The 21,097-nt window shown below is 74.6% G+C and carries 21 protein-coding genes; 7 read left to right on the forward strand and 14 right to left on the reverse strand.

Annotation, left to right across the window (positions count from 1 at the left end; genetic code table 11):
* Positions 1-4: 4 nt before the first annotated feature.
* Positions 5-664 carry a dihydrofolate reductase family protein gene (locus WCD58_RS01495; protein ID WP_337698855.1) on the reverse strand — a complete coding sequence of 220 codons (660 nt, stop codon included), beginning with the start codon at positions 662-664 and terminating at the stop codon, positions 5-7.
* Between the two features lie 102 nt (positions 665-766).
* Here WCD58_RS01495 and WCD58_RS01500 point away from each other — a divergent pair, with 102 nt between their 5' ends.
* A complete protein-coding gene (locus WCD58_RS01500; protein ID WP_337698856.1) occupies positions 767-1,261 on the forward strand; it encodes a winged helix-turn-helix transcriptional regulator in 495 nt (164 codons plus the stop codon).
* Here the strand turns inward: WCD58_RS01500 and WCD58_RS01505 are convergent.
* The 4 genes from WCD58_RS01505 to WCD58_RS01520 form a co-directional block, all read right to left on the reverse strand.
* Complete coding sequence (locus WCD58_RS01505) at positions 1,258-2,385, reverse strand: histidinol-phosphate transaminase (protein ID WP_337698857.1); 1,128 nt, start codon at positions 2,383-2,385, stop codon at positions 1,258-1,260. The genes WCD58_RS01500 and WCD58_RS01505 overlap by 4 nt on opposite strands.
* Positions 2,386-2,388: 3 nt before the next feature.
* The gene (gene hisD / locus WCD58_RS01510; protein ID WP_337698858.1) at positions 2,389-3,717 is read right to left on the reverse strand and encodes a histidinol dehydrogenase; all 1,329 of its coding nucleotides are present in this window, start codon (positions 3,715-3,717) and stop codon (positions 2,389-2,391) included.
* Positions 3,718-3,730: 13 nt separating this feature from the next.
* Complete coding sequence (locus WCD58_RS01515; protein ID WP_373696171.1) at positions 3,731-4,201, reverse strand: GtrA family protein; 471 nt, start codon at positions 4,199-4,201, stop codon at positions 3,731-3,733.
* A 75-nt stretch (positions 4,202-4,276) separates the two neighbouring features.
* Positions 4,277-5,056 (reverse strand): GH12 family glycosyl hydrolase domain-containing protein, encoded by a 780-nt coding sequence (locus WCD58_RS01520; protein ID WP_337698860.1) that lies wholly within the window; start codon positions 5,054-5,056, stop codon positions 4,277-4,279.
* 128 nt (positions 5,057-5,184) lie between these two features.
* Between WCD58_RS01520 and gnd the strand changes: the two genes are divergently transcribed.
* Positions 5,185-6,624 carry an NADP-dependent phosphogluconate dehydrogenase gene (gene gnd / locus WCD58_RS01525; protein ID WP_337698861.1) on the forward strand — a complete coding sequence of 480 codons (1,440 nt, stop codon included), beginning with the start codon at positions 5,185-5,187 and terminating at the stop codon, positions 6,622-6,624.
* A gap of 16 nt (positions 6,625-6,640) precedes the next feature.
* Here gnd and WCD58_RS01530 read toward each other — a convergent pair whose 3' ends face one another.
* Complete coding sequence (locus WCD58_RS01530) at positions 6,641-6,934, reverse strand: YrhK family protein (RefSeq protein ID WP_337698862.1); 294 nt, start codon at positions 6,932-6,934, stop codon at positions 6,641-6,643.
* 145 nt (positions 6,935-7,079) lie between these two features.
* Between WCD58_RS01530 and WCD58_RS01535 the strand changes: the two genes are divergently transcribed.
* Together WCD58_RS01535 and WCD58_RS01540 are read left to right on the forward strand one after the other, a co-directional pair.
* Complete coding sequence (locus WCD58_RS01535; protein WP_337698863.1) at positions 7,080-7,781, forward strand: DedA family protein; 702 nt, start codon at positions 7,080-7,082, stop codon at positions 7,779-7,781.
* 52 nt (positions 7,782-7,833) lie between these two features.
* A complete protein-coding gene (locus WCD58_RS01540) occupies positions 7,834-9,321 on the forward strand; it encodes an FAD-dependent oxidoreductase (protein WP_337698864.1) in 1,488 nt (495 codons plus the stop codon).
* On the opposite strand, the gene typA is transcribed toward WCD58_RS01540, so the two are convergent.
* Entirely contained in the window at positions 9,260-11,173 is a 1,914-nt protein-coding gene (gene typA, locus WCD58_RS01545) for a translational GTPase TypA (RefSeq protein WP_337698865.1), read from the reverse strand. The genes WCD58_RS01540 and typA overlap by 62 nt on opposite strands.
* 43 nt (positions 11,174-11,216) lie before the next feature.
* Positions 11,217-12,203 carry an FAD-dependent oxidoreductase gene (locus WCD58_RS01550; RefSeq protein ID WP_337698866.1) on the reverse strand — a complete coding sequence of 329 codons (987 nt, stop codon included), beginning with the start codon at positions 12,201-12,203 and terminating at the stop codon, positions 11,217-11,219.
* Positions 12,204-12,281: 78 nt separating this feature from the next.
* Here WCD58_RS01550 and WCD58_RS01555 point away from each other — a divergent pair, with 78 nt between their 5' ends.
* Positions 12,282-12,491: a hypothetical protein gene (locus WCD58_RS01555; RefSeq protein WP_337698867.1), complete on the forward strand. Its 210-nt coding sequence runs from the start codon at positions 12,282-12,284 to the stop codon at positions 12,489-12,491.
* Between the two features lie 3 nt (positions 12,492-12,494).
* Here WCD58_RS01555 and WCD58_RS01560 read toward each other — a convergent pair whose 3' ends face one another.
* Entirely contained in the window at positions 12,495-13,388 is an 894-nt protein-coding gene (locus WCD58_RS01560; RefSeq protein WP_337698868.1) for an SCO6745 family protein, read from the reverse strand.
* A 52-nt stretch (positions 13,389-13,440) separates the two neighbouring features.
* Here WCD58_RS01560 and WCD58_RS01565 point away from each other — a divergent pair, with 52 nt between their 5' ends.
* The gene (locus WCD58_RS01565) at positions 13,441-14,286 is read left to right on the forward strand and encodes an esterase/lipase family protein (protein ID WP_337698869.1); all 846 of its coding nucleotides are present in this window, start codon (positions 13,441-13,443) and stop codon (positions 14,284-14,286) included.
* An 81-nt stretch (positions 14,287-14,367) separates the two neighbouring features.
* Complete coding sequence (locus WCD58_RS01570; protein WP_337698870.1) at positions 14,368-14,661, forward strand: DUF1330 domain-containing protein; 294 nt, start codon at positions 14,368-14,370, stop codon at positions 14,659-14,661.
* A gap of 49 nt (positions 14,662-14,710) precedes the next feature.
* Here the strand turns inward: WCD58_RS01570 and WCD58_RS01575 are convergent, their stop codons facing one another.
* The 5 genes from WCD58_RS01575 to WCD58_RS01595 all read right to left on the reverse strand — a co-directional run bounded on the left by WCD58_RS01575 (position 14,711) and on the right by WCD58_RS01595 (position 21,032).
* Entirely contained in the window at positions 14,711-16,297 is a 1,587-nt protein-coding gene (locus WCD58_RS01575; RefSeq protein WP_337698871.1) for an HNH endonuclease signature motif containing protein, read from the reverse strand.
* 451 nt (positions 16,298-16,748) lie between these two features.
* Positions 16,749-17,765: an ABC transporter permease gene (locus WCD58_RS01580; RefSeq protein ID WP_337698872.1), complete on the reverse strand. Its 1,017-nt coding sequence runs from the start codon at positions 17,763-17,765 to the stop codon at positions 16,749-16,751.
* Complete coding sequence (locus WCD58_RS01585) at positions 17,762-18,766, reverse strand: ABC transporter ATP-binding protein (RefSeq protein WP_337698873.1); 1,005 nt, start codon at positions 18,764-18,766, stop codon at positions 17,762-17,764. The genes WCD58_RS01580 and WCD58_RS01585 overlap by 4 nt, the downstream gene beginning before the upstream one ends.
* A complete protein-coding gene (locus WCD58_RS01590) occupies positions 18,763-19,887 on the reverse strand; it encodes a hypothetical protein (RefSeq protein ID WP_337698874.1) in 1,125 nt (374 codons plus the stop codon). The genes WCD58_RS01585 and WCD58_RS01590 overlap by 4 nt, the downstream gene beginning before the upstream one ends.
* Positions 19,888-19,964: 77 nt before the next feature.
* Positions 19,965-21,032, reverse strand: coding sequence for a TerC family protein (locus WCD58_RS01595; RefSeq protein ID WP_337700770.1), 1,068 nt, complete (start codon positions 21,030-21,032; stop codon positions 19,965-19,967).
* Between the last annotated feature and the right edge of the window lie 65 nt (positions 21,033-21,097).

Here is a 21,097-nt window from a genome sequence, read left to right on the forward strand (position 1 = left end):
GCGCTCAGCGCCGGACCACCTGCACGTGGACCGCGCCGCTCTCGCCGGGCACGAGGCTCTCGACGCGATAGCCGGCCGGCAGGGCGTCCAGGCCCTCGAACAGCCGCTCCCCCGCCCCGGCCAGGATCGGCGCGACCACGAGATGCAGCTCGTCCACGAGCCCCTCGGCGAGGAACGCCCGCACGGTCGCCACCCCGCCGCCGAGCCGGACGTCCTTCCCGTCCGCGGCCTTCGTCGCCGACGCCAGGACCTCGGCGGGCGAGCCCTCGACGAAGTGGAAGGTCGTGCCGCCGTCCATCGGCAGCGACGCCCGCGCGTGGTGGGTCATGACGAACACGTCGTGGTGGTACGGCGGGTCCTCGCCCCACCAGCCGCGCCAGCCCTCGTCGGGCCACGCGCCGCGCACCGGCCCGAACATGTTCCGGCCCATGATCGTCGCGCCGATGTTCTCCTCGCCGGCGAGGAAGGCGGCGTGGTCGACCCCGCTCCCCTCACTGTCCCGATGGTCGAGCTCCGCTCCGCTTCGTCTCCGGGCGAAGCTCGGCACCATCCACGCGTGGAGCTCGTCGACGCCGTCGCCGAAGGGCGCGTCGGCCCGCTGGTCGGTCCCGGCGCCGAAGCCGTCGAGGGTGAGGGTGAACGCGTGCACCCGGAGCCGGCTCATGACGCCCTCCGTGGATCAGTGGTTGCATCGTGCAACCGGTAGCCGAGAAGCTAGCCCCATGCAGTGGTAAAGTGCAACCACTGTCTCCCCGGGAGGTCGTGCATGCGGCAGGACGGACGGTCGGGCTGCCCGATCAACCGGGCGGTCGAGGCCCTCGGCGACCACTGGACGCTGCTCGTCCTGCGCGACATCACCTTCGGCGGGCGGCGCCACTTCCGCGAGCTGCTGGCCGGCTCCGAGGAGGGTATCGCGTCGAACATCCTCGCCGACCGGCTGCACCGCCTCGTCGCCGACGGGATGCTCACCCGCGACGACCCCGGTCGCGGCCGCCGCGCCACCTACAGCCTCACCGAGTCCTCGATCCAGCTCATCCCCGTCTTCGTCGCGCTCGGTTCCTGGGGCCTGCGCCACCGCGAGACCACCGAGGAGCTCGCCGTGCGCGCGCAGCTGCTCGAGGACGGCGGCCCGGCGATGTGGGACGACTTCATGGCCGAGCTGCGCGTGACCCACCTCGGCGCGCCCGCCCCGGCGCACCCCCGCGAGCCGGTCGTCGAGCGCCTCCGGGCCGCCCGCGACGCGGCGCGTCAGCCGAGCTAGATCCTGGCGCCGAGCACCTGAGCGCTGACCTCGAGGAACCGGTCGTTCTCCTCCGGCGTGCCGACCGTGACCCGCAGCATCCCCGGGATGCCGACGTCGCGGACGAGCACGCCCGCGTCGAGGTAGGCCTGCCAGGCGGCGTGGGCGTCGGCGTGCCGGGCGGGGAAGCCGCCGTAGAGCACGAAGTTCGCGGTGCTCGGCACGACGTGGGCGCCCATCCCGGTCAGCGCGTCCACGACCCGGTCGCGCTCGCGGGACAGGGTGGCGACCAGCGCCAGGGTGTCGTCGGCGTGCTCCAGGGCCGCGAGCGCCGCGGCCTGGGTGAGCGAGGACAGGTGGTAGGGCAGACGCACGAGCATCAGCGCCTCGATCACCGCCGGCGCCGCCGCCAGGTAGCCCAGCCGCCCGCCGGCGAACGCGAAGGCCTTCGACATCGTGCGGCTGACGACGAGCTTGTGCCCGAGGGGCTCGAGCAGCTCGACCGCGCTCGGGCCCGAGGAGAACTCGACGTAGGCCTCGTCGACGACGACCAGCCCGGTCGCGGCCTCGGCGATCGCCCGCAGCTCGTCGAGCTCGATCGACTGGCCGGTCGGGTTGTTGGGCGTGGTCACGAACAGCACGTCGGGCTGCTTCTCCCGCACGACGTCGACGGCCTGGGCGGCGTCGAGGGAGAAGTCGTCGCGGCGCGGGGCGGGCAGCCACTCCGTGCGCGTGCCCGCCGCGAGGATCGGGTGCATCGAGTAGCTCGGCTCGAAGCCCAGCGCGAGCCGCCCGGGTCCGCCGAAGGCCTGCAGCAGCTGCTGGAGCACCTCGTTGGACCCGTTGGCGGCCCACAGGTTCTCGGTGGCCAGGCGCACGCCCGTCGCCCGCGTCAGGTAGGCGGCCAGCGCCGAGCGCAGCGCGGTGTGGTCGCGGTCCGGGTAGCGGTGCAGCGACGCGGCCGCCTCGCGCGTCGCCGCGGCCACGCTCTCGACCAGCGCGGGCGGCGGCGGGAACGGGTTCTCGTTGGTGTTGAGCGCGACCGGGACCTCGATCTGCGGCGCGCCGTAGGGGCTGCGACCGCGCAGGTCGTCGCGCAGCGGGAGGTCGTCGAGGGTGACCCCGGCGCCGATGACGTCGGACATCCCCTACCGGTCCTTCCGGCGCCCGAACCGAGCGGTGACAGCCTGCCCGTGCGCGGGCAGGTCCTCGGCGTCGGCGAGGGCGACCACGCGGTCGGCGACCTCGGCCAGCGCGTCGGCGGAGTAGTCGACGACGTGGATGCCGCGCAGGAACGTCTGCACCGAGAGCCCACTGGAGTGCCGCGCGCACCCGGCCGTCGGGAGCACGTGGTTGGAGCCCGCGCAGTAGTCGCCGAGCGACACCGGGCTGTGCGGGCCGACGAACACCGCGCCCGCGTTGCGCACCCGGGCGGCCACCGCGCGGGCGTCCGCGGTCTGGATCTCCAGGTGCTCGGCGGCGTAGGCGTCGACCACCTGCAGGCCCTCGTCGACGCCGGACACGAGGATCGTCCCGGACTGCGGGCCGGAGAGCGCCGTGGTGATCCGCTCGGTGTGCTTGGTGGTCGCGACCTGCGCCTCGACCTCGGCGTCCACGGCGTCGGCGAGCTCCGGCGACGTCGTGACCAGCACCGACGCCGCCGCCGGGTCGTGCTCGGCCTGGCTGATGAGGTCGGCGGCGACGTGCACCGGGTCGGCGGTGGCGTCGGCGAGGATCGCGATCTCGGTGGTGCCGGCCTCGGAGTCGATGCCGATGCGCCCGCGCAGCACCCGCTTCGCGGCGGTGACGTAGACGTTGCCCGGCCCGGTGACCATGTCGACGGGCTCGAGCACGCCGCCGTCGGTGTCGACGCCCCCGTACGCGAGCAGGGCCACCGCCTGCGCGCCGCCGACCGCCCACACCTCGTCGACGCCCAGCAGGGCCGCGGCCGCGAGGATCAGCGGGTGCGGCCGCCCGCCGAACTCGGCCTGCGGCGGCGAGCAGACGACCAGCCCCTCGACCCCCGCCTCCTGGGCCGGCACGACGTTCATGACGACGCTCGACGGGTAGACGGCGAGCCCGCCCGGTGCGTAGAGCCCGACCCGCGACACCGGCACCCAGCGCTCGGTGACCGTGCCGCCGGGCACCACCTGGGTGGTCGTGTCGGTGCGGCGCTGGTCGGCGTGGACGGTGCGCGCCCGCTCGATCGAGGTCTCCAGCGCGGCGCGGACGTCCGGGTCGACCCCGTCGAGCGCCTCGCGCAGCGCGGCCGTCGGCACCCGGATCGACTCGGGGCGCACGCGGTCGAACCGCTCCGCGAACTCCAGGGCCGCCTCCGCCCCGCGATCGCGTACCGCGGCGATCACCGGCTGGACCCGCCCGACGACCTCGTCGACGTCGACCGCGGCGCGGGGGACGATGGCCCTCAGCTCGGCGGGGGCGGGGACGGCGGCGCGCAGGTCGATCCGGGACAGCACGGGTCCAGGGTAGTCATGTGCGGGTCCGTGTCCGGGTGCGCCCGAACACGAACCAGCGCATCGCGCAGTACATGAAGACGGCCTCGCACAGCCCGGCGGCGAGGCGCGCGAGCTGGTACGGCACGCCGAGGGCCGCGCCCGCGTGCGTCACCCCCAGCACGATCACGGCGTAGTTGACGGCGATCACCGCGACGTAGCGCCCGACCTGCGCACCGACGGGGCGCTCGGGGTCGAAGTTCAGCCACCGGTTGAGCACGAAGCTCAGCGCGAACGCCGTGCCGTAGGCGAGCGTGACCCCGGCCCACAGCGGCAGGCGCAGGCCGTCGACCAGGAGCGAGAGCAGCAGCAGGTCCACCCCGAAGGTGAACCCGTTGACGACCGCGAAGCCGACGAGGCTGGGCGCGACGATCCGGCGCAGCGGGCCCGGGAGGACGCCGACGACGGCGGCGCAGGCGCGGCGGAAGCGCTCGCGGGTGTCGGGCACGTCCCCCATCCCACCGAGCCGGCCCCCCGTCGCGCAGGGAATCCGACGGCGCCGGGATGACGGTCCGATGAACTCCTAGGCGCCGTTGCGCGTGACCGAGAACGAGGACGTCCGCAGCCCGGTGCCGCCGGTCCACGGCTCGAAGCCCGCCTGGACGCTCGTGAGGAACCAGGTCGGCTTGACGACGCCGACGCGCTGGGCCTCGCGGACGAAGTCGGTCAGCGGCAGGTTGGCCACCGACGTCACCGGTGTCTTGCGCACGAACGAGAGCACCGGCAGGTCGATCCGGCCGTACCAGACCTCCCACCGGGCCCCGGCCAGCGTGATCTCGTACCGCTTGGTGCCGATCGGCTGCACCCAGCTCGTCCGGTTGAGCCAGACCATCATCTCGGCCCCCGTGTTGCGCCCGGCCTGGGTCGCGACCGGGTCGAACCAGATGTCGTAGGCGGTGTTGTACTGCTGCGTCCCGGTGCCGGTCGGCCGCGAGGTCACCCAGCTCGAGCGCAGGTTCCCGAGGTCGGAGACCCGCCGGGGGAACGGGCTCTTCGCCGTGCAGTACCCGTAGACACAGCCGCGGTAGATCGACGGGTAGCCCGCCGGCCCCTGATTGTTGACGTGCCGGGCCGTGTCCACGGTGAAGCCGACGCCCGCGGCGGCGGCCGTGATGCACTGCTCGGTGCTCGCGCCCCACCGGTTGTTCTGCACGACGTAGGTCGCGCCGGCGAGCGGGAACGACCCGAACTGCTCGCACGTCCGCGCGGGCGCCGCGACGCCGCTGCCCGACCCCGTGAGCAGGCCGGTCGCGATCAGGCCGCCGATCACCGCGCCGGCGAGGTACCGCCGTGACTGTCGCACCGCCGTTCAACGACCGCGGGCTCCACGAGGGTGGTCACCCACTCGGTGTGTGACCGTCCGGTCACGGGGCGATCTGATCACCGATCGGGACTGGTGTGACCGGCAGTCCGGTGGGCACTCTGCACCGCGTGAGTGCGAAAGCCGAGATCGGCGTCAGCGGCCTGGCCACGATGGGGCGCAACCTCGCCCGCAACCTCGCCCGCCACGGGCACGTGGTGGCGGTGCACAACCGGAGCGAGTCGCGCACGCGCGAGCTCGTCGAGAACTTCTCCGACGAGGGCACGTTCGTCGGCAGCTCGTCGTCCCAGGAGTTCGTCGACGCCCTCGAACGCCCGCGCCGGATCGTGCTGATGGTCCCGGCCGGCGCGGCGACCGACGCGGTGATCGACGAGTTCGTCCCGCTGCTCGACCAGGGCGACGTCATCATCGACGCCGGCAACGCCCACTTCCTCGACACGCGCCGCCGCGAGAAGGCGCTCTCGGAGAAGGGCCTGAACTTCGTCGGCATGGGCGTCTCGGGCGGCGAGGAGGGCGCCCTCAACGGTCCGTCGATCATGCCGGGCGGCCCCAAGGAGGCCTACGACGCGCTGGGTCCGCTGCTCGAGGACATCGCGGCCAAGGTCGACGGCGAGCCCTGCTGCACGCACATCGGCGCCGACGGCGCGGGCCACTTCGTGAAGATGGTCCACAACGGCATCGAGTACGCCGACATGCAGCTCATCGCCGAGGCCTACGACCTGCTGCGCAAGGGCCTCGACCTCGACCCCGCCGCGATCGCGGACACGTTCCGCCAGTGGAACTCCGGGCGCCTCGACTCCTACCTGATGGAGATCTCCTCCGAGGTGCTCGCCCACGTCGACGCCGACAGCGGCAAGCCGTTCGTCGACGTCGTCGCCGACGAGGCCGAGCAGAAGGGCACCGGGCGCTGGACGGTGCAGGGCGCGCTGGAGCTCGGGGTGCCGGTCACGGGGATCGGCGAGGCCGTGTTCTCGCGGTCGCTCTCGGGCCACCGCGACCTGCGCGACGCCGCCCGCGACCTGCCGGGCACGTCCGGCGCGGTGCTCGAGGGCGCGGCGGCCGAGGGCTTCGCCGACGACATCGAGCAGGCGCTCTACGCGTCCAAGATCGTCGCGTACGCCCAGGGCTTCAACCAGATCCAGGCCGGGGCCGCCGAGTACGACTGGTCGATCGACCTCGGCGCGGTCGCCTCGATCTGGCGCGGCGGCTGCATCATCCGGGCACGGTTCCTCGACGAGATCACCGCCGCCTACCGCCGCGACCCCGAGCTGCCGACGCTGCTGACCGACACCTCGTTCCGCGAGGCCCTCGCCGGCGCGCAGGACGCGTGGCGGCGCGTGGTGTCCGTGGCCGCGCAGCTCGGCATCCCGGCGCCGGGCTTCTCGACGGCGCTGGCGTACTACGACGCGCTGCGCGCCGAGCGGCTTCCGGCGGCGCTCATCCAGGGCCAGCGCGACTTCTTCGGCGCCCACACCTACCGGCGCACCGACCGCCCCGGCGTCTTCCACACCCGCTGGGCCGAGGAGGGGCGTCCGCAGGAGGAGCGCTGAGGCGTGCCGCGGAGGGTCAGGTCGCGGGCTTCGCCTCGGCGACGGCCGCGACCTCCTCCGCGACCCTCGCGACCTCCTGCCGGCGTTGTTTCGCCTCGTAGCGGGCCAGGATCTCGCCGATGACGCCGATGAGCATGCCCCAGGAGGCGACGACGAACAGCCACGTCCCGGTCCGGGTCAGGGCGGGGTAGAGGAAGAAGATGCTGCCGACCACGAAGGCGAAGTTGCCGAACAGGGCCACGCCGAGGTGGACCCAGGGATAGTCATGGGCGGAGCGGCGGATGTGGCGGATGTAGATCAGCAACAGCATGCCGTCGAGGGTCGTCGCGCCGGCCCGCCGACGCGTCACCCGCCGGGCATGAACGGGTGACGGCGCGAACGGGACGAATCACACTCCCGGGTGGGAGAACGATCGCCGTCCCGTTCGTTCACCCCTCATGCCGACGCTCCTCCCCGTGATCAGCGCCGCCGCTCCCCCGGCTCCCCCCGCTCCGCCCACGGACTCCGGGCTCGCCGGGTGGGCCACCGACCTCATGGCGACCTTCGGCGCCCCCGGCGCCGGCCTGATCGTCGCGCTGGAGAACCTCTTCCCGCCGATCCCCAGCGAGATCATCCTGCCGCTGGCGGGCTTCGCGGCCGGGCGCGGCGAGTTCTCGGTGCTGTCGGCGATCGTCTGGACCACGGCGGGCTCCGTCGTCGGGGCGGTCGCGCTCTACCTCATCGGCATGCTCGCCTCGGACGCGTGGCTGCGCCGCACGCTCGCACGGATGCCGCTGGTCCACGAGCGCGACGTGGTGAAGGCCGAGCAGTGGTTCGACCGCAACGGGCGGCTCGCGGTCTTCGTCGGCCGGATGATCCCCGGCATCCGCTCGTTCGTGTCCATCCCCGCCGGCCAGCGCCGGATGCCGTGGTGGGAGTTCATCGGGCTCACGGCGCTGGGCAGCCTGATCTGGAACGCCGTCTTCGTCGGCGGCGGCTACGCCCTCGGCTCGCGCTGGCACCTCGTCGAGCGGTACGCGGGCGTCTTCCAGACCATCGTGATCGTTTTGCTCGGCGCCCTCGTGGTGACGATGCTGATCCGCCGCTACCGCCGCCACCGCGAGGTCAAGAAGATGGAGGCGCCGACCCAGGTGATCGAGCGCCCGACGTTCTGGTGACCACCGGCGGCGGGCCGCTACCGTCGCCGGGGGACGAGCGGGTGGGGCCGGCATGGACGTCGCGGTGGTGGGTGGCAGCGCGGGCGGGCTGTCGACGGCCCTGGTGCTGGCACGTCGCGGGCACCGCGTCACCGTGCTGGACCGTGACGACCTGACGCCCGCGCCCGACCTCGAGACCGCGGCCGCCGAGGCCCTGCGCCCGACGGCCCCGCAGATCGTGCAGCCCCACGTTCTCCTCGCGGGCACGCGCGTGCTGCTCGAGCAGCTCCTGCCCGACGTGCTCGCGGCCCTGTACACGGCCGGGGCGCGGGTCGCGCCGCTCGCGTCCCAGATGGCGGCGACCCTGCAGGACCGTTCCCCCCGCCCGGGCGACGACGAGCTGCGCCCGATCATGTGCCGGCGCGCCGCCCTCGACTGGGTGCTCGCGCGCGCCGCCGCCACCGAGCCGGGCGTCGGGGTGCGCCCGGGCGTCACGGTCACGGGGCTCCTGGCGGACAGGCCGGACGACGGGCCGGACGGGGCCGGGCCGCCCCGCGTGCGCGGCGTCCGGACGAGCGCGGGCGACGTGGCCGCCGACCTCGTCGTGGACGCCGCGGGGCGCCGATCCGCGATCGACCGGTGGCTCGACGGCATCGGGGCCCGGCGCAGCAGCGTCGAGTCGGCCGCGTGCGGGCTCGCCTACTTCGGCCGGCAGTATCGGATGCGCGAGGGCGCCCCGCTGCCCGGGCCGGAGACCGCCCGCGTCGTCATGGGGCTCGACGAGTTCACGCTCGGGATCTGGGCCGGGGACAACCGCACCGCCCAGATCGCGCTCGCCCCGCTCGCGGCCGACCGGCGGTTCCGCGCCGCCCGCGACCCCGACGTCTTCGACGCGACCCTGCGCACCGTCCCGTACTACGCCGCCTGGCTCGACGTCCTCGACCCGATCTCCGAGGTCGCGGTCATGGGCGGGCTGCACAACACCTTCCGGCGCCTCGTGGTCGACGGACGCCCCGTCGCCCTCGGGCTGTTCGCCGTGGGCGACGCGGTGTGCACCACGAACCCGACCTTCGGGCGCGGCATCGGCGTGGCGCTGCGCACCGTCGCCGACCTCGCCGAGGTCCTCGCGGCCCACCCCGACGACCCGGAAGCGGCCGCGCTGGCGATGGACCGGGCCGTCGTCGAGCACGTCCGCCCGTGGTTCGCCGACCAGGCCGCCTCCGACGCCGCCCGGCTCGCGGCGCTGCGCCACTCCGTGCTCGGCGAGCAGGCGCCCGACCCGCCGCCGCCACGCGCCGACCGCGTGAGCTTCACCGAGCTCCGCCGGGCCTCGCTGGTCGACCCGCTCGCCTTCCGTGCGGTGGTGCGGATCATGGGCATGGTCGGCGATCCGGGGACGCTCTACACCGACCCCGAGATCGTCGCCGCCACCCGCGCGGCCCTCGATCGCGTCGCCACGGCCGTACCCCAGCCGACGCGCGCCGAGCTCGAGGAGGCGCTCAGGCCAACCCCTGCTTCGAGCGGTTGCGCGCCTTGTGCCGCTCCTGCGCGTCCAGGATGACCTTGCGGATACGCACCGCGCCCGGGGTGACCTCGACGCACTCGTCCTCGGAGCAGAACTCCAGCGACTGCTCCAGCGACAGGATCCGCGGCGGCGTGAGGCGCTCGAGGACGTCCTGCGAGGACTGACGCATGTTGGTCAGCTTCTTCTCGCGGACGATGTTGACCTCCATGTCCTCCGAGCGGGAGTTCTCGCCGACGACCATGCCGGCGTAGACCGGGGTGGTCGGGCCGACGAAGAGGTCGCCGCGGTCGGCGAGCAGACCGACGGCGTGGCCGGTCACCGCCCCGGCGCGGTCGGCGATCAGCGAGCCGGAGATGCGGGCGCGCAGCTCGCCGACCCAGGGGCCGTAGCCGTCGAAGAGCTGGTTGGCGATGCCGGTGCCGCGGGTCTCGGTGAGGAACTCGGTGCGGAAGCCGATGAGGCCGCGCGAGGGCACCCGGAACTCCATCCGGACCTGGCCGGACGCCGAGTGCGCCATCTCGAGCATCTCGCCCTTGCGGGCCGCGAGGAGCTGGGTGACCGCGCCGAGGTGCTCGTCGGGGACGTCGACCGAGAGCCGCTCGAAGGGCTCGTGGGTCTTGCCGTCGACGACCCTCGTGACCACCTCGGGCTTGCCGACGGTGAGCTCGAAGCCCTCGCGGCGCATCTGCTCGACCAGGATCGCCAGTGCGAGCTCGCCGCGGCCCTGGACCTCCCAGGCGTCGGGGCGCTCGGTGGGCAGCACGCGCATGGAGACGTTGCCGACCAGCTCGGCGTCGAGCCGGTTCTTCACCAGGCGGGCGGTGAGCTTGGTGCCCGGCTTGGGGTCGCGGCCGGCGAGCGGCGAGGTGTTGATGCCGATGGTCATGGCGATCGCCGGCTCGTCGACCGTGATGCGCGGCAGCGGGCGGGGGTCCTCGGGGTCGGCGAGGGTGTCGCCGATGGTGACCTCGGCGATGCCGGCGACGGCGACGATGTCGCCGGCGTCGGCGTACTCGGTCGACACGCGCTCGAGGGCCTCGGTGCGCAGCAGCTCGGTGACCTTGACCCGGGTGACCGACCCGTCCGCGCGGCACCAGCCGACCTGCTGACCGCGGCGGATGCGGCCCGAGCGCACGCGGCACAGCGCGATGCGACCGAGGTACGACGACGCGTCGAGGTTGGTGACGTGGGCCTGCAGGACGCCGTTCGGGTCGTCGGACGGGGCCGGGACCTGCGACATCAGGATGTCGAACAGCGGCTGGAGGTCGGGCGAGTCCGGCACGGTGCCGTCGGCGGGGCGCTCGGTGGAGGCCTTGCCCGCGCGGGCGCTGGCGTAGACGACGGGCAGGTCGAGCAGGCCCGCGACGACGTCGTCGTCCAGGTCGAGGTCGGTGGCCAGCTCGAGCAGCAGCTCGAGGGACTCGTCGACGACCTCGGCACACCGGGCGTCGGCGCGGTCGGTCTTGTTGACGACCAGGATCACCGGCAGGTGCGCCGCGAGCGCCTTGCGCAGCACGAAGCGCGTCTGGGGCAGCGGACCCTCGCTGGCGTCCACGAGCAGCACGACGCCATCCACCATCGACAGGCCGCGCTCGACCTCGCCGCCGAAGTCGGCGTGACCGGGCGTGTCGATCACGTTGATCGTCGTGCCGTCGCGGTGGATCGCCGTGTTCTTGGCGAGGATCGTGATGCCCTTCTCGCGCTCGAGGTCGCCGGAGTCCATGACCCGGTCGACGAGCTCGGCACGCGCGGCGAAGGCGCCCGACTGGCGCAACATGGCGTCGACGAGCGTCGTCTTGCCGTGGTCGACGTGCGCGACGATCGCGACGTTGCGCAGGTCGGCGCGTCCCGCAGAGGACTCGGAACGCTCGGGGGCGGTGACGGACACGCAGGAACTCCAGCCGGAAAAGGGAGTGGACGTCCCCTCCAGGTTACGGGGCGTGATCTGCCGCACCGCCGCCGACCGGCGTGTCCCCCACCACGTCGGCCGCGACGACCTCGCCGATGCGGGGTGCGAGCTTGGCGAGGTTGTCCCCCCAGACCACGTGGACGGCGCCGGCGCGGGCCCGGTGGACACCGTCGCCCAGGCCCCGCATCGGGGTGCAGCGCAGCTCGTCGACGGGCGTCGGGTCGAGGTGGGGCAGCAGGCGGCGGACGTGGTCGACGACGGCCTCCCGGGAGCGGCGGGCGACCTCGTCGGCGCCCAGCTCCCAGGCGGTGTCGGTGTCGGGGAGGTGACCGCCGACCGCCCAGTGACCGACGCGGGTGCGGTGCTGGTCGGTGCTGGCGAGGTCGCCGTCGGCGCGGGCGTCGAGGTGGCAGGGCTGGTCGGCGGGGCCGGCGAACGTGAAGCGGGCGTGGTGCTCGAGCTCCGCGGGGACGTCGACACCCAGCGGGGCCACCAGCGCCGGGGTGCCGGCGCCCGCGGCGACGACGACGGCGTCGGGGTGGTCGGCTCCTCCGTCGGCGGTGTGGACGGTGCCGTCGGGGTCGATCGCCGTGACCTCGAGGCGCTCGGGGCGCACGGCGGCGGTGAGGAACTCCCGGGTGGCGACGAGGTCGAGCACGCCGCCGGCCGGATCGTGCAGGACGCCGTCGACCACCCGGTGGATCGCCCCGGCCGCGCTCATCGCCGCCGCCCACGCGGGCACCCGGGGCCCGCTGACCTTGGCGCGCTCGCCGCCGACCAGCGTCCGGCCGGCGGTCATCGACCAGTCGTCCCAGAGCTCCGAGGCGCGCCGGGCCTCCGCGACGAGCTCCGGGGTGCCGTGGGCGACGCGGAAGATGCGTGTGTCGCCCGCCGACCGCGCGCCCATGGGCTCGCCGACGTCGAGGCAGCGCACCCCGACGCCCCGGCCGACCAGCGTGTACGCCGCCGCGAGCCCGACGATCCCCGCGCCGACCACCGTGACCCTCATGCCGGCCTCCCCACCCTGAGCCGGGGATCAGGGTGCACCCCGATTCGCCGGGGCGCAGCGGCGCCCAGCATCGAGGTCATGAGGATCGTGGTGTGGGTTCTGGTGGGCATCGGCGCACTCGTGGTGGTCGGCGGGGTCGTCTGGCCGCTCGTGCAGTGGCTGTTCGGCGCGCTGCTGTGGCTGGTGCCGGCGGCGCTGGTCGTCGGCGGCGGCATCTGGCTGGCGCGTCGCGCCCGGGAGGACAAGAAGGTCGACGGCGCGCCGGGGACGCCGCAACAGCTGTCCTGACGGTCAGCGCGTCTGGTTCCGCGGCGACTTCGGCGCGAAGACGCCCTCGACGGCGAAGGCCGGCAGGACCGCCTTCGACAGCGGCTTCGACACCTCGGCGAGACGGGCCGTCCCGTCGGCGCCGAGGCGGCGCCAGGGGCCGAGCGACATGCGCGTGGTGTGGTCCTCGATCTCGCGGCGCAGCTCCTCGCCCTGCGGGGTGAGGGCGTTGTTGTCGGGGCCGTCCATGAGGCCCCGCTCGGCGAGGGCGCTCTTGGCGTCGGCCCACTGCTCGGGCGACCAGCCGCGGCTCTGCTGGGCGAACGCGACCGTGAAGCCGGTGCCCGTCGCGACGTGGGTGACCAGCGCCTCGAGGCCGGACAGCCCGGCGGACACGAGCGCGTGCAGGTGCGCGTCGCCGCGGTGCTCGCGCAGGAGCGTCACCGCGTGCCAGAGGGCGAGGTGCGGCTCGTCGGGCCAGGGCAGGTCGGCGTGGCCGGCGTAGAGCGGGCGGTCCTCGGGGGTCGCGCCCTCGAGCGCGCGGCGGGTCAGCGTGGCGGACTCGGTCACGGCCGCCGACGACACCTCCTCGCCGAGGAAGCGGCGCAGCGCGCGGTCGGCGGCGCGCAGGCGGGCGTTGACGATGTCACCGGGCGACGCGGACGCCCACACCCCGGGCACCGTGCGCGCGATCAGGGCGGGGTTGAAGTTGAAGAAGGTCGCCGCGACGAGCCCGGGCCCGACCGCGCCCATCGGGGCGGCGCGCTGGGCGAAGTACTGGTCGCGGGGGCGGACGCCGATCTCCTTGAGCTCCTCGCCCACCTCGGGGACGAAGTAGATCATCGAGTGCAGCGGCTCGAGGCGCTTCGCGAGCGCAGCGGCCTCGGCGGGGACGACGGTGTCGGTGGGTGCGGCCACGGATCCCACCGTCTCACGGGATCACGGCGTGGCGACGGGCAGACTGGGGGTCATGGGGTCTCCGCTCGTGTCCTGGCCCGAGCGGGCCCCGCTCGGCGGGCTGGCCCCGCGCCGGCGTGCCTTCGTGCTCGCGCTCCTCGCGATCGCGGCGGTGCTCGCCGTCCTCGTGGGCGTCGGCGTGGCCCAGGAGTACCGCGTGCCGCCGCCCGCCGACCCGGACGTCCCCGGGGCGGTCGTGCTGGTGCCGGGCTACGGCGGCAACCGCGCCGCGTTCATCGGGCTCACCGAGCGGCTGCGCGCCGAGGGACGGCGGGCCGTGATCGTCGAGCTGCCCTCCGGCGGCACCGGCGACCTCGTGGCCCAGGGCGCCGCGATCGACGACACCGTGCGCGGGCTCCTCGACGACGGCGAGCCGTCGGTGGACGTCGTCGGCTACTCGGCCGGCGGGGTCGCGACCCGCGTGTACCTCGACCGGGGCCGCACCGCGCCCGCCGTGCGGCGGGTGGTGACGCTCGGGTCGCCGCTGCGGGGCGCGGAGCTCGCGGCCGCGGGGGGTGCGCTGGTGCCGGGGGCCTGCCCGCGGGCCTGCCAGCAGCTCGCGCCGGGCAGCGCGCTGCTCACCGGCCTCGCGACCGCCCCGCCGGGCCTGCCGTGGCTGTCTTTGTGGACCGCCGACGACGAGACCGTCACGCCACCCGACTCCGCGGACCTGCCCGGCACCGACGCCGTCCGCCTCCAGGACGTGTGTTCCGACGCGACGATCGCCCACTCGCGGCTGCCGAGCGACCCGCTCGCGGTCGGGATGGTGCTCCGCGGGCTCGGCACCGGCCCACTCCCCACCGCCGACCCGGACCAGTGCGACGCGCTCCGGTCCGAGGGGGCGTCGGGGTCGTCCTGAGTCTTCCCGGCGACGAGGAGACGGCCCGACAGCGCTCCTCCGTCGCACTGCCCTGCCGTTCCCGCGCCTACGGTCCGAGGCATGGCGCGCGCGTACTGGATCAACACGTTCACGGCCGTCCACGACACGGAGAAGCTCGCGGCGTACGTCGAGCTCGCCGGCCCGGCGATGCTGGCGGGCGGGGGGCGGTTCCTCGCCCGCGGGGAGCCCGCCGCGGTGCTCGAGGGCGCCGACGTCCCGCGGGTCACGGTCATCGAGTTCCCGTCGGCGGACGCCGCGGTCGCCGCGTACCACTCCCCCGCCTACCAGCGGGCCCTGGAAGCGCTGGGCGACGGCGCGACGCGGGAGATCCGGGTCGTGAACGGGGTGGAGTAGCTCCTGTCCGGGGTCGGAACGGCGGCTGGTCTCAGAACGGCGGCTCCTCTCAGAACGGCGGCGGGTCGGCGGGGTCGCGGATCGCGGCGACCGGGGTGCGCCCGCGACGCACGCTGTCGAGCTGTGCTGTGGTCCTCCGGCGTCCCGGCGGATCGCCGTCGACCGGCCGGGACTCGGCGGCGAGGCTCCGCGAGCGTCCGCGTGTGAGGGTGCGCTCGTCGGTGTCGCCCCACGGCGTGCCGTCGTCCTGCTCCCGCCAGGGCAGCGGCCGGGCTGTCGCGGCGGGTCGCGGCGCCGGGAGGGGCCTCATGATCCGGGTGGGCCCGGTCTCGTAGCGGACGCCGGCACGGGTGGTGATGCGGAAGCGGCCCGGCGCGGGCTGCTCGACGCGCCAGCCGCCGTGGTGCTTGGCGCGATGGTGGTGGCGGCAGAACACGCCGAGGTTGCGGCTGAGCGTGGGCCCGCCGTGCGCGTGGTCGACGGTGTGGTCGAGGTCGGCGGCGTAGGCGGGTCGGCGGCACCCGGGCACGATGCAGCACCGGTCGCGGACCCGGACCCAGCGATCGACCTCGGCGCCGGGCCGCCGACGTCGCGCGTCGTCGGGGTGGACGTCGTCGTCGGGGGCGCGGGCCTGTCGGTCAGCGGGGTGCGCGCCGTTCTCGACCAGGCGATGCCGGAGCTCGGCGAGCAGACCGGTCCAGACCGGGTGATCGTCGGGATCGAGGGCGCCCAGCAGCGTCGTCGGGACCTGGAGCTCGACGACCGATGACCTTGCCCGCCCCCGCCGCGCGCCGCGGTGGGGGCCGGGCGGTCGGTCGGGTCGGCCCCGGGCGAGCAGTAGGTGCTGGAGGTGGCCGTCGTCGTCGGTGAGGACCACGCGCCACTCGCCCTCGTGGTGCCGGTCGAGCAGGGCGCGGGCGGTGGAGGCCAGCACGGTGCCCCAGCGGGGCACCGAGGCGGGCAGATCGTCGAGACCGAGCGCCGTGGTGAGGCGCAGCCGCACCTCGACCGTCCCGTCCCGCACCGCCGGCCCTCGGCGACCGTTCTCGCCGGTGGTCGCCGCGCCGGGGGTCGCTTCGCCGGAGGTCGCTTCGCCGTGCCCACCCTCGTCGGTCGCGTCCTCGCCGCCCGCGTCGTCGTCGGACTCACGGCCGTCGGGCTCAGGGCCGTCGGGCTCACCGCCGTCGGACTCACCGCCGTCGGGCTCAGAGCCGTCGGGCTCGGGCCAGCCCTCGTTCCCGGGCCACGCATGGTCAGGACCCGTGTCGTCGTCGGGACCGGCGTCGTCGGGACCGGCGTCGTCGGGACCGCGGTCGTCGTCGGGGCCCGGGTCGTCGGGACCCGGGTCGTCAGGACCGGGCCCGTCGCCTGAGCCCTCGTCACCGTCCGGCCCGGGCTCGGGACGGAGCTGAGCCGTGAGCAGGTCGAGCAGCGCGTCGTCGGTGAGGCCGGCGGCGGTGCCGTCGAACAGGGTCAGGTAGACGTGGGCCCGGAGGGCCTCGATCGTCATCGCGACCCCCCGGCGCAGCAGCTCCGCAGCCAGTGCCTCGTTGCGGGCCATGGCGACGACGGAGCGGTCCATCGGCAGGTCGTAGCCGCAGACGTTGGCGGTGCCCGAGGGGTTGCGGGAGGACACGACCCGCGCGCGTCGTGTAGCGCGACGAGGAAGGTGGCGGTGAGCTTGTTCCGGGCTCGATAGCAGTCGCGCGCGAACTCGACGACCTCGGCGCCCTCGAGCCCAGACAGATCGACCGGCAGCAGGGGCGGCACGACGCCGTCCCGTGGGCCCTGGTCGATGCTCATGAACCAGACGTTAGACCCGACCCCCGACAGCCTCTGTCGATCAAGAACCCCTGGTCACGGCCACTGCCGGCCGTCCCCACGGCGTCGGCGTGTCGCGCTGATCGACGTGGTGGCGTTTCTGACGTTCAACGTCAGCGTGGCCGCCACGCTGACACAGCACGGGTCCACGCGAGCCCCCGGCGTGTCGCGCCGGCGAGGATCTGGCGGTCCTAACGTCACACGCCAGCGATGCCGCATCGCTCGCACAACGGTGGCCGCATCGCTCGCGAAGAGACAGCCGCCGGTCAGCTCGTGACGTCCTTCGTCGTGAAGTTCGCCCACGCGGCCAGCATGAGCACGACCACGTAGCCGGCCTGGAGCCACAGGCCCGCGGTGATGTCGCGCAGGAAGATCGGGTCGCGGAAGAAGTCGACCCACGCGAGCCAGTAGCGCGTCGGCAGGTACGGGGTGACGGAGGCCGCCGCGTCGAGGCTGACCAGCACCTGGCTCGTGATCAGTGCGGCGAGGGCGCCGAGGGTGGCGCCGAGGGAGGACGTGGTGACCGTCGAGAGGAAGAGCGCGATCGCCGCGACGCCGAGCATCGACACCGTCACGTAGCCCATGGCGCCGAGCAGGCGGGCGGCGAGGTCGGCGGGCGAGAGCGCCTCCCCCGACAGCGACGACACCGAGGCCTGCGCCCGCTCCCGGGCGGCGTCGGGGTCGACCGCGGTGGCGTCGCCGGTGTCCGCGCCGGGCCGCTGGGCGCCCGCCTGTCCCCCGGACGACGCGTCGGAGCCCCCGACCTGTCCGCCGGCCGGCGGCGCCGCCTGCGGTCCCGTGCCGGCCACGGCGTCGTCGCCCCCGGTGACCTCCGGCAGCGCCCGCACCACCGCCACCGGGTCGCCCGCGCCGAACAGCGACACCCCGACCACGTAGGAGCTGCCCGCCACCGCGAGCACCGAGCCCACGACGAACACCACGACCGCGACGAGCTTCGCGAGCAGCAACGACGTGCGCCGCACCGGGCGCACCAGCAGATAGCGCAACGTGCCCTGCGACGACTCGCCGGCCACCGAGTCGCCCGCGATCACCGCCACCGCGACCGGCAGGAAGATCGGCAGCACCAGCGCCAGCGCGGCCGCGGGGTACAGCGACCCGGACTGCAGGACCGCCGACAGGAACGCCGCGCCCTGCCCGGGCGGCGGCGAGATCCGCGTCGTCGCCAGGAAGACGGCGACGATCGTCGGCAGCAGGCACAGCAGGCCGACCGCCACCCACGTGCGCGGGCGGCGGACCAGCTTCATCAGCTCGACGCCGATCACGGGCGCGCCCCGTTCCGCCGCGCACGCGAGGTGTCCGACCCGGGCCCCGTCAACGACACCACCACGTCCTCCAGGCTCCGGCGCTGCTCGACGAGCCCGTCGAGCGGGACACCGTGCTCGACGAGGTGGCGCGCGAGCGCGGGCGGGCCGCCGGGGGCGGCGTCGACGACGAGGGTGTGGTCGTACCGCTCGGCCACGGCGCGCCCGAGCAGCCGGGCCGCGGCGTCCGGGTCGGGCGTGCGGACCACCAGCCGCCCGGTCGGGCCGCGCACCGCGTCCAGGTCGTCCTCGAGCACCAGCCGGCCGCGGTCGACGACGCCGACCGTGGTGCACAGCGCCTCGATCTCCGCGAGCAGGTGGCTGGACAGGAAGACCGTGGTGCCGGCCGCGTTGAGCTCGATCAGCAGGTCGCGCACCTCGCGGATGCCGTGGGGGTCGAGGCCGTTGGTCGGCTCGTCGAGCACCAGCAGCCGCGGCCGGTCGAGCAGCGCCCCGGCCAGCCCGAGGCGCTGGCGCATGCCCAGCGAGTAGGCCCGCACCGGGCGCCGGTCGATGGCGCCCAGGCCGACCCGCTCGAGCACCTCCTCGATGCGGTCGCGCCGGCGCCGGGCGTGCCGCCGCCGCGGGCCGGCCGCGTCCAGCAGCGCGAGGTTCGCCCGCCCTGACAGGTGCGGGTACGCCGCCGGGCCCTCGACCATCGCCCCGATCTCCGGCAGCACCTCGGCCACCCGCGACGGCACCGGCCGGCCCAGCACCGTGATCTCGCCTCGCGTCGCGTAGACCAGGCCGAGCAGCATCCGGACCATGGTCGTCTTGCCCGACCCGTTGGGCCCGAGGAAGCCGTAGCGCGCGCCCTCGGCGACGTGCAGGTCGACGTCGTCCACCGCGGTGTGGTGGCCGAAGCGCTTGGTCAGACCTCGGGTCTCGATGACCAGCGCTGTATCGATGGGTCGAGCTCCCCTATCGGCGTGCTCCCCTGAACGCTCCGTCTCCCGACTCACTGTCGGCCTCCCGCCAGCAGGTCGGCGGCGCCGCTGTCGATCGCGGCCGGTGGCACGAGCCCCGCGAGCGCCCAGGCCCGCGCGCCGTCGTCGCTGCGCACGACGGCCAGGCTCAGCAAGGGGGTCTCCAGCGCCGAGGCCTGGCCCTGGACCGTCAGGGTCCGCCCGGCCCCGGCCCGGTCGATGCCCGCGAGCAGCGTGCCGGCGAGATCGGGGGGCAGCGGCACGGCGATGAGCTGCCCGAGCGTCGTCCCGTACTGCCCGAGCGCCGCGAAGCCCCGTTCCGGCGTCTCGCGGGAGCGCCCGGCGAGGGTGTCGGGCAGCGTCCGGCCGTCGCCGCGACCTAGCACCCCGAACAGGTCCGAGGTGGGGCTGCGGGTCGCGCCGGCGCCCGGGCCCCGGCGCGGCGTCAGGGCCGCGGGGTCGGGCGGGCCCTGCTCGAGCTCGCCGAACGCGGTCGTGATCATCGGGTCGGCGACGCCCTTGGCCCGCACCTCGACGGCCACCGGCAGCCCTGTCCCCGGGTCCGCCCACACGTCGACGGCGCCGACGGTCGTCTCCGGGTCCGCGACGGTGACGCGCACCCCGGCCGCGTCGACACCCGCCACCCGGCGCGCGGGCAGCTCGGTCGCCGGGTCGCCCGGCGCCGTCCCGGAGAGCAGGCGGCGCGCCAGCTCGGGTGGCATGAGGTCCTCGGGGCGGGGCAGGCGCACGCGCGGGTCGCGGGCGACGACGGTGAGCAGCTCGGCGCCGTAGTCCCACACCGCCTGCCCGTCCGGGGTGACGTAGCGGTCGCGCTCCCCCACCGGCGAGAGCACGTCGAAGCGTGCCTGATCGGATGCCGCGTACCAGCCGCGCATGCGCGTCACGCCCGACAGCAGCGTGGTGACGTCGGAGAGCTGGGCGATGCGCGGCAGCCCCAGGGTCGCCCGGGCCTCGGCGTACCCGGTCCAGGGGCGGTCCGCCGACGCGGCGATCCGGTCGCGCAGCTGCGCCGGGTCGGCGCGCGCGTCACCGGGCCGGGCCGCGATCGCGGCGGGAATGCCCACGAGGAGCGCCGCCACCACGGCCACCACGGCCCAGCGCCACGTGCGGCGTCCCGACAAGCCCAGTTCCGCCACCCGCGCCCCGACTCCCCTCGCTCATCCTCTACCGAGGGTGCCACCGAACCGCGGCGGCGGTGGGCCGGGCGTCAGGATCAGGGCCGCCGGAAGCCGCCGGTCGACGCGGGCTCGTGGTCGGTCGCCTGCTCCACGGCCTGCGGCGCCTCGTCATCCGGCGACTCTCCGGGGAAGTAGCGCACCTTGACCAGGCTGGCGACGGTGGTGATCAGGAGCACGCCGACGATCACGCCGAGCGAGAGCTCGATCCCGATCGTCGGGACGCCCAGGGGCTCGCCGCCGTTGATGAACGGCACCGTGTTGGTGTGCAGGGCCTCGAGGACGAGCTTCACGCCGATGAAGGCGAGGATCACGCCGAGCCCGTACGACAGGTAGACGAGCTTCGTGAGCAGCCCGCCGAGCAGGAAGTAGAGCTGGCGCAGGCCCATCAGCGCGAACATGTTCGCGGTGAAGACGATGTAGGGGTCGCGGGTCAGCCCGAAGATCGCGGGGATCGAGTCGAGCGCGAACAGCAGGTCGGTCATGCCGATCGCGATCATGACCATGAGCATCGGCGTGGCCATCCACCGCAGGCGGCCCTTCGCGTCGCGGTCGCGCACCACCGACCGGGAGCCGACGAAGTCGTCGGTGACGGGCAGGACCCGGCGCACGAGCCGCAGCGCGGCGTTCTCCCGGAACTCCTCGTCCTCGTCCCCCTCCATCACGACCTTGACGGCGGTGAGCACGAGGAAGGCGCCGAACAGGTAGAACACCCAGCTGAACCGCTCGATGACCGCGGCGCCCGCGAGGATGAACGCGCCGCGCAGCACGAGGGCGATGAGGATGCCGAAGAGCAGCACCCGGTGCTGGTGGACCTTCGGCACCGCGAACGCGCTCATGATCAGCAGGAACACGAAGAGGTTGTCGACCGAGAGCGAGTACTCGGTGATGTAGCCGGCCACGAACGCGGTGGCGGGATCCTGCCCGGCGACGAGGAACAGGCCGAGCGCGAACAGCGCCGCGAGACCGATGTAGACGCCGACCCAGCGGGCCGCCTCGCGCACGCTCACCTCGTGGGGCCGGCGGCCGACGATCGCCAGGTCGAGGGCGAGGACAGCGAGCAGGCCCACGATCGTGAGGGCCCAGACCCAGAACGGCACGTACATACGGGAGGTCTCCATCTCCGGCGACGTCAGGGCAGACGTGAACACCGGAGGTCTCTCCCGCCACC

It is taken from the genome of Actinomycetospora flava (assembly GCF_037400335.1).
Taxonomy (GTDB): Bacteria; Actinomycetota; Actinomycetes; order Mycobacteriales; family Pseudonocardiaceae; genus Actinomycetospora; species Actinomycetospora flava.

What these genes read in the sequence shown, in the direction of transcription:
- WCD58_RS01495 (WP_337698855.1), bottom strand. Translation starts at nt 664, where the DNA reads ATGAGCCGGCTCCGGGTGCACGCGTTCACCCTCACCCTCGACGGCTTC.
- WCD58_RS01500 (WP_337698856.1), top strand. Translation starts at nt 767, where the DNA reads ATGCGGCAGGACGGACGGTCGGGCTGCCCGATCAACCGGGCGGTCGAG.
- WCD58_RS01505 (WP_337698857.1), bottom strand. Translation starts at nt 2,385, where the DNA reads ATGTCCGACGTCATCGGCGCCGGGGTCACCCTCGACGACCTCCCGCTG.
- WCD58_RS01530 (WP_337698862.1), bottom strand. Translation starts at nt 6,934, where the DNA reads ATGCTGTTGCTGATCTACATCCGCCACATCCGCCGCTCCGCCCATGAC.
- WCD58_RS01540 (WP_337698864.1), top strand. Translation starts at nt 7,834, where the DNA reads ATGGACGTCGCGGTGGTGGGTGGCAGCGCGGGCGGGCTGTCGACGGCC.
- WCD58_RS01550 (WP_337698866.1), bottom strand. Translation starts at nt 12,203, where the DNA reads ATGAGGGTCACGGTGGTCGGCGCGGGGATCGTCGGGCTCGCGGCGGCG.
- WCD58_RS01555 (WP_337698867.1), top strand. Translation starts at nt 12,282, where the DNA reads ATGAGGATCGTGGTGTGGGTTCTGGTGGGCATCGGCGCACTCGTGGTG.
- WCD58_RS01565 (WP_337698869.1), top strand. Translation starts at nt 13,441, where the DNA reads ATGGGGTCTCCGCTCGTGTCCTGGCCCGAGCGGGCCCCGCTCGGCGGG.
- WCD58_RS01570 (WP_337698870.1), top strand. Translation starts at nt 14,368, where the DNA reads ATGGCGCGCGCGTACTGGATCAACACGTTCACGGCCGTCCACGACACG.
- WCD58_RS01595 (WP_337700770.1), bottom strand. Translation starts at nt 21,032, where the DNA reads ATGTACGTGCCGTTCTGGGTCTGGGCCCTCACGATCGTGGGCCTGCTC.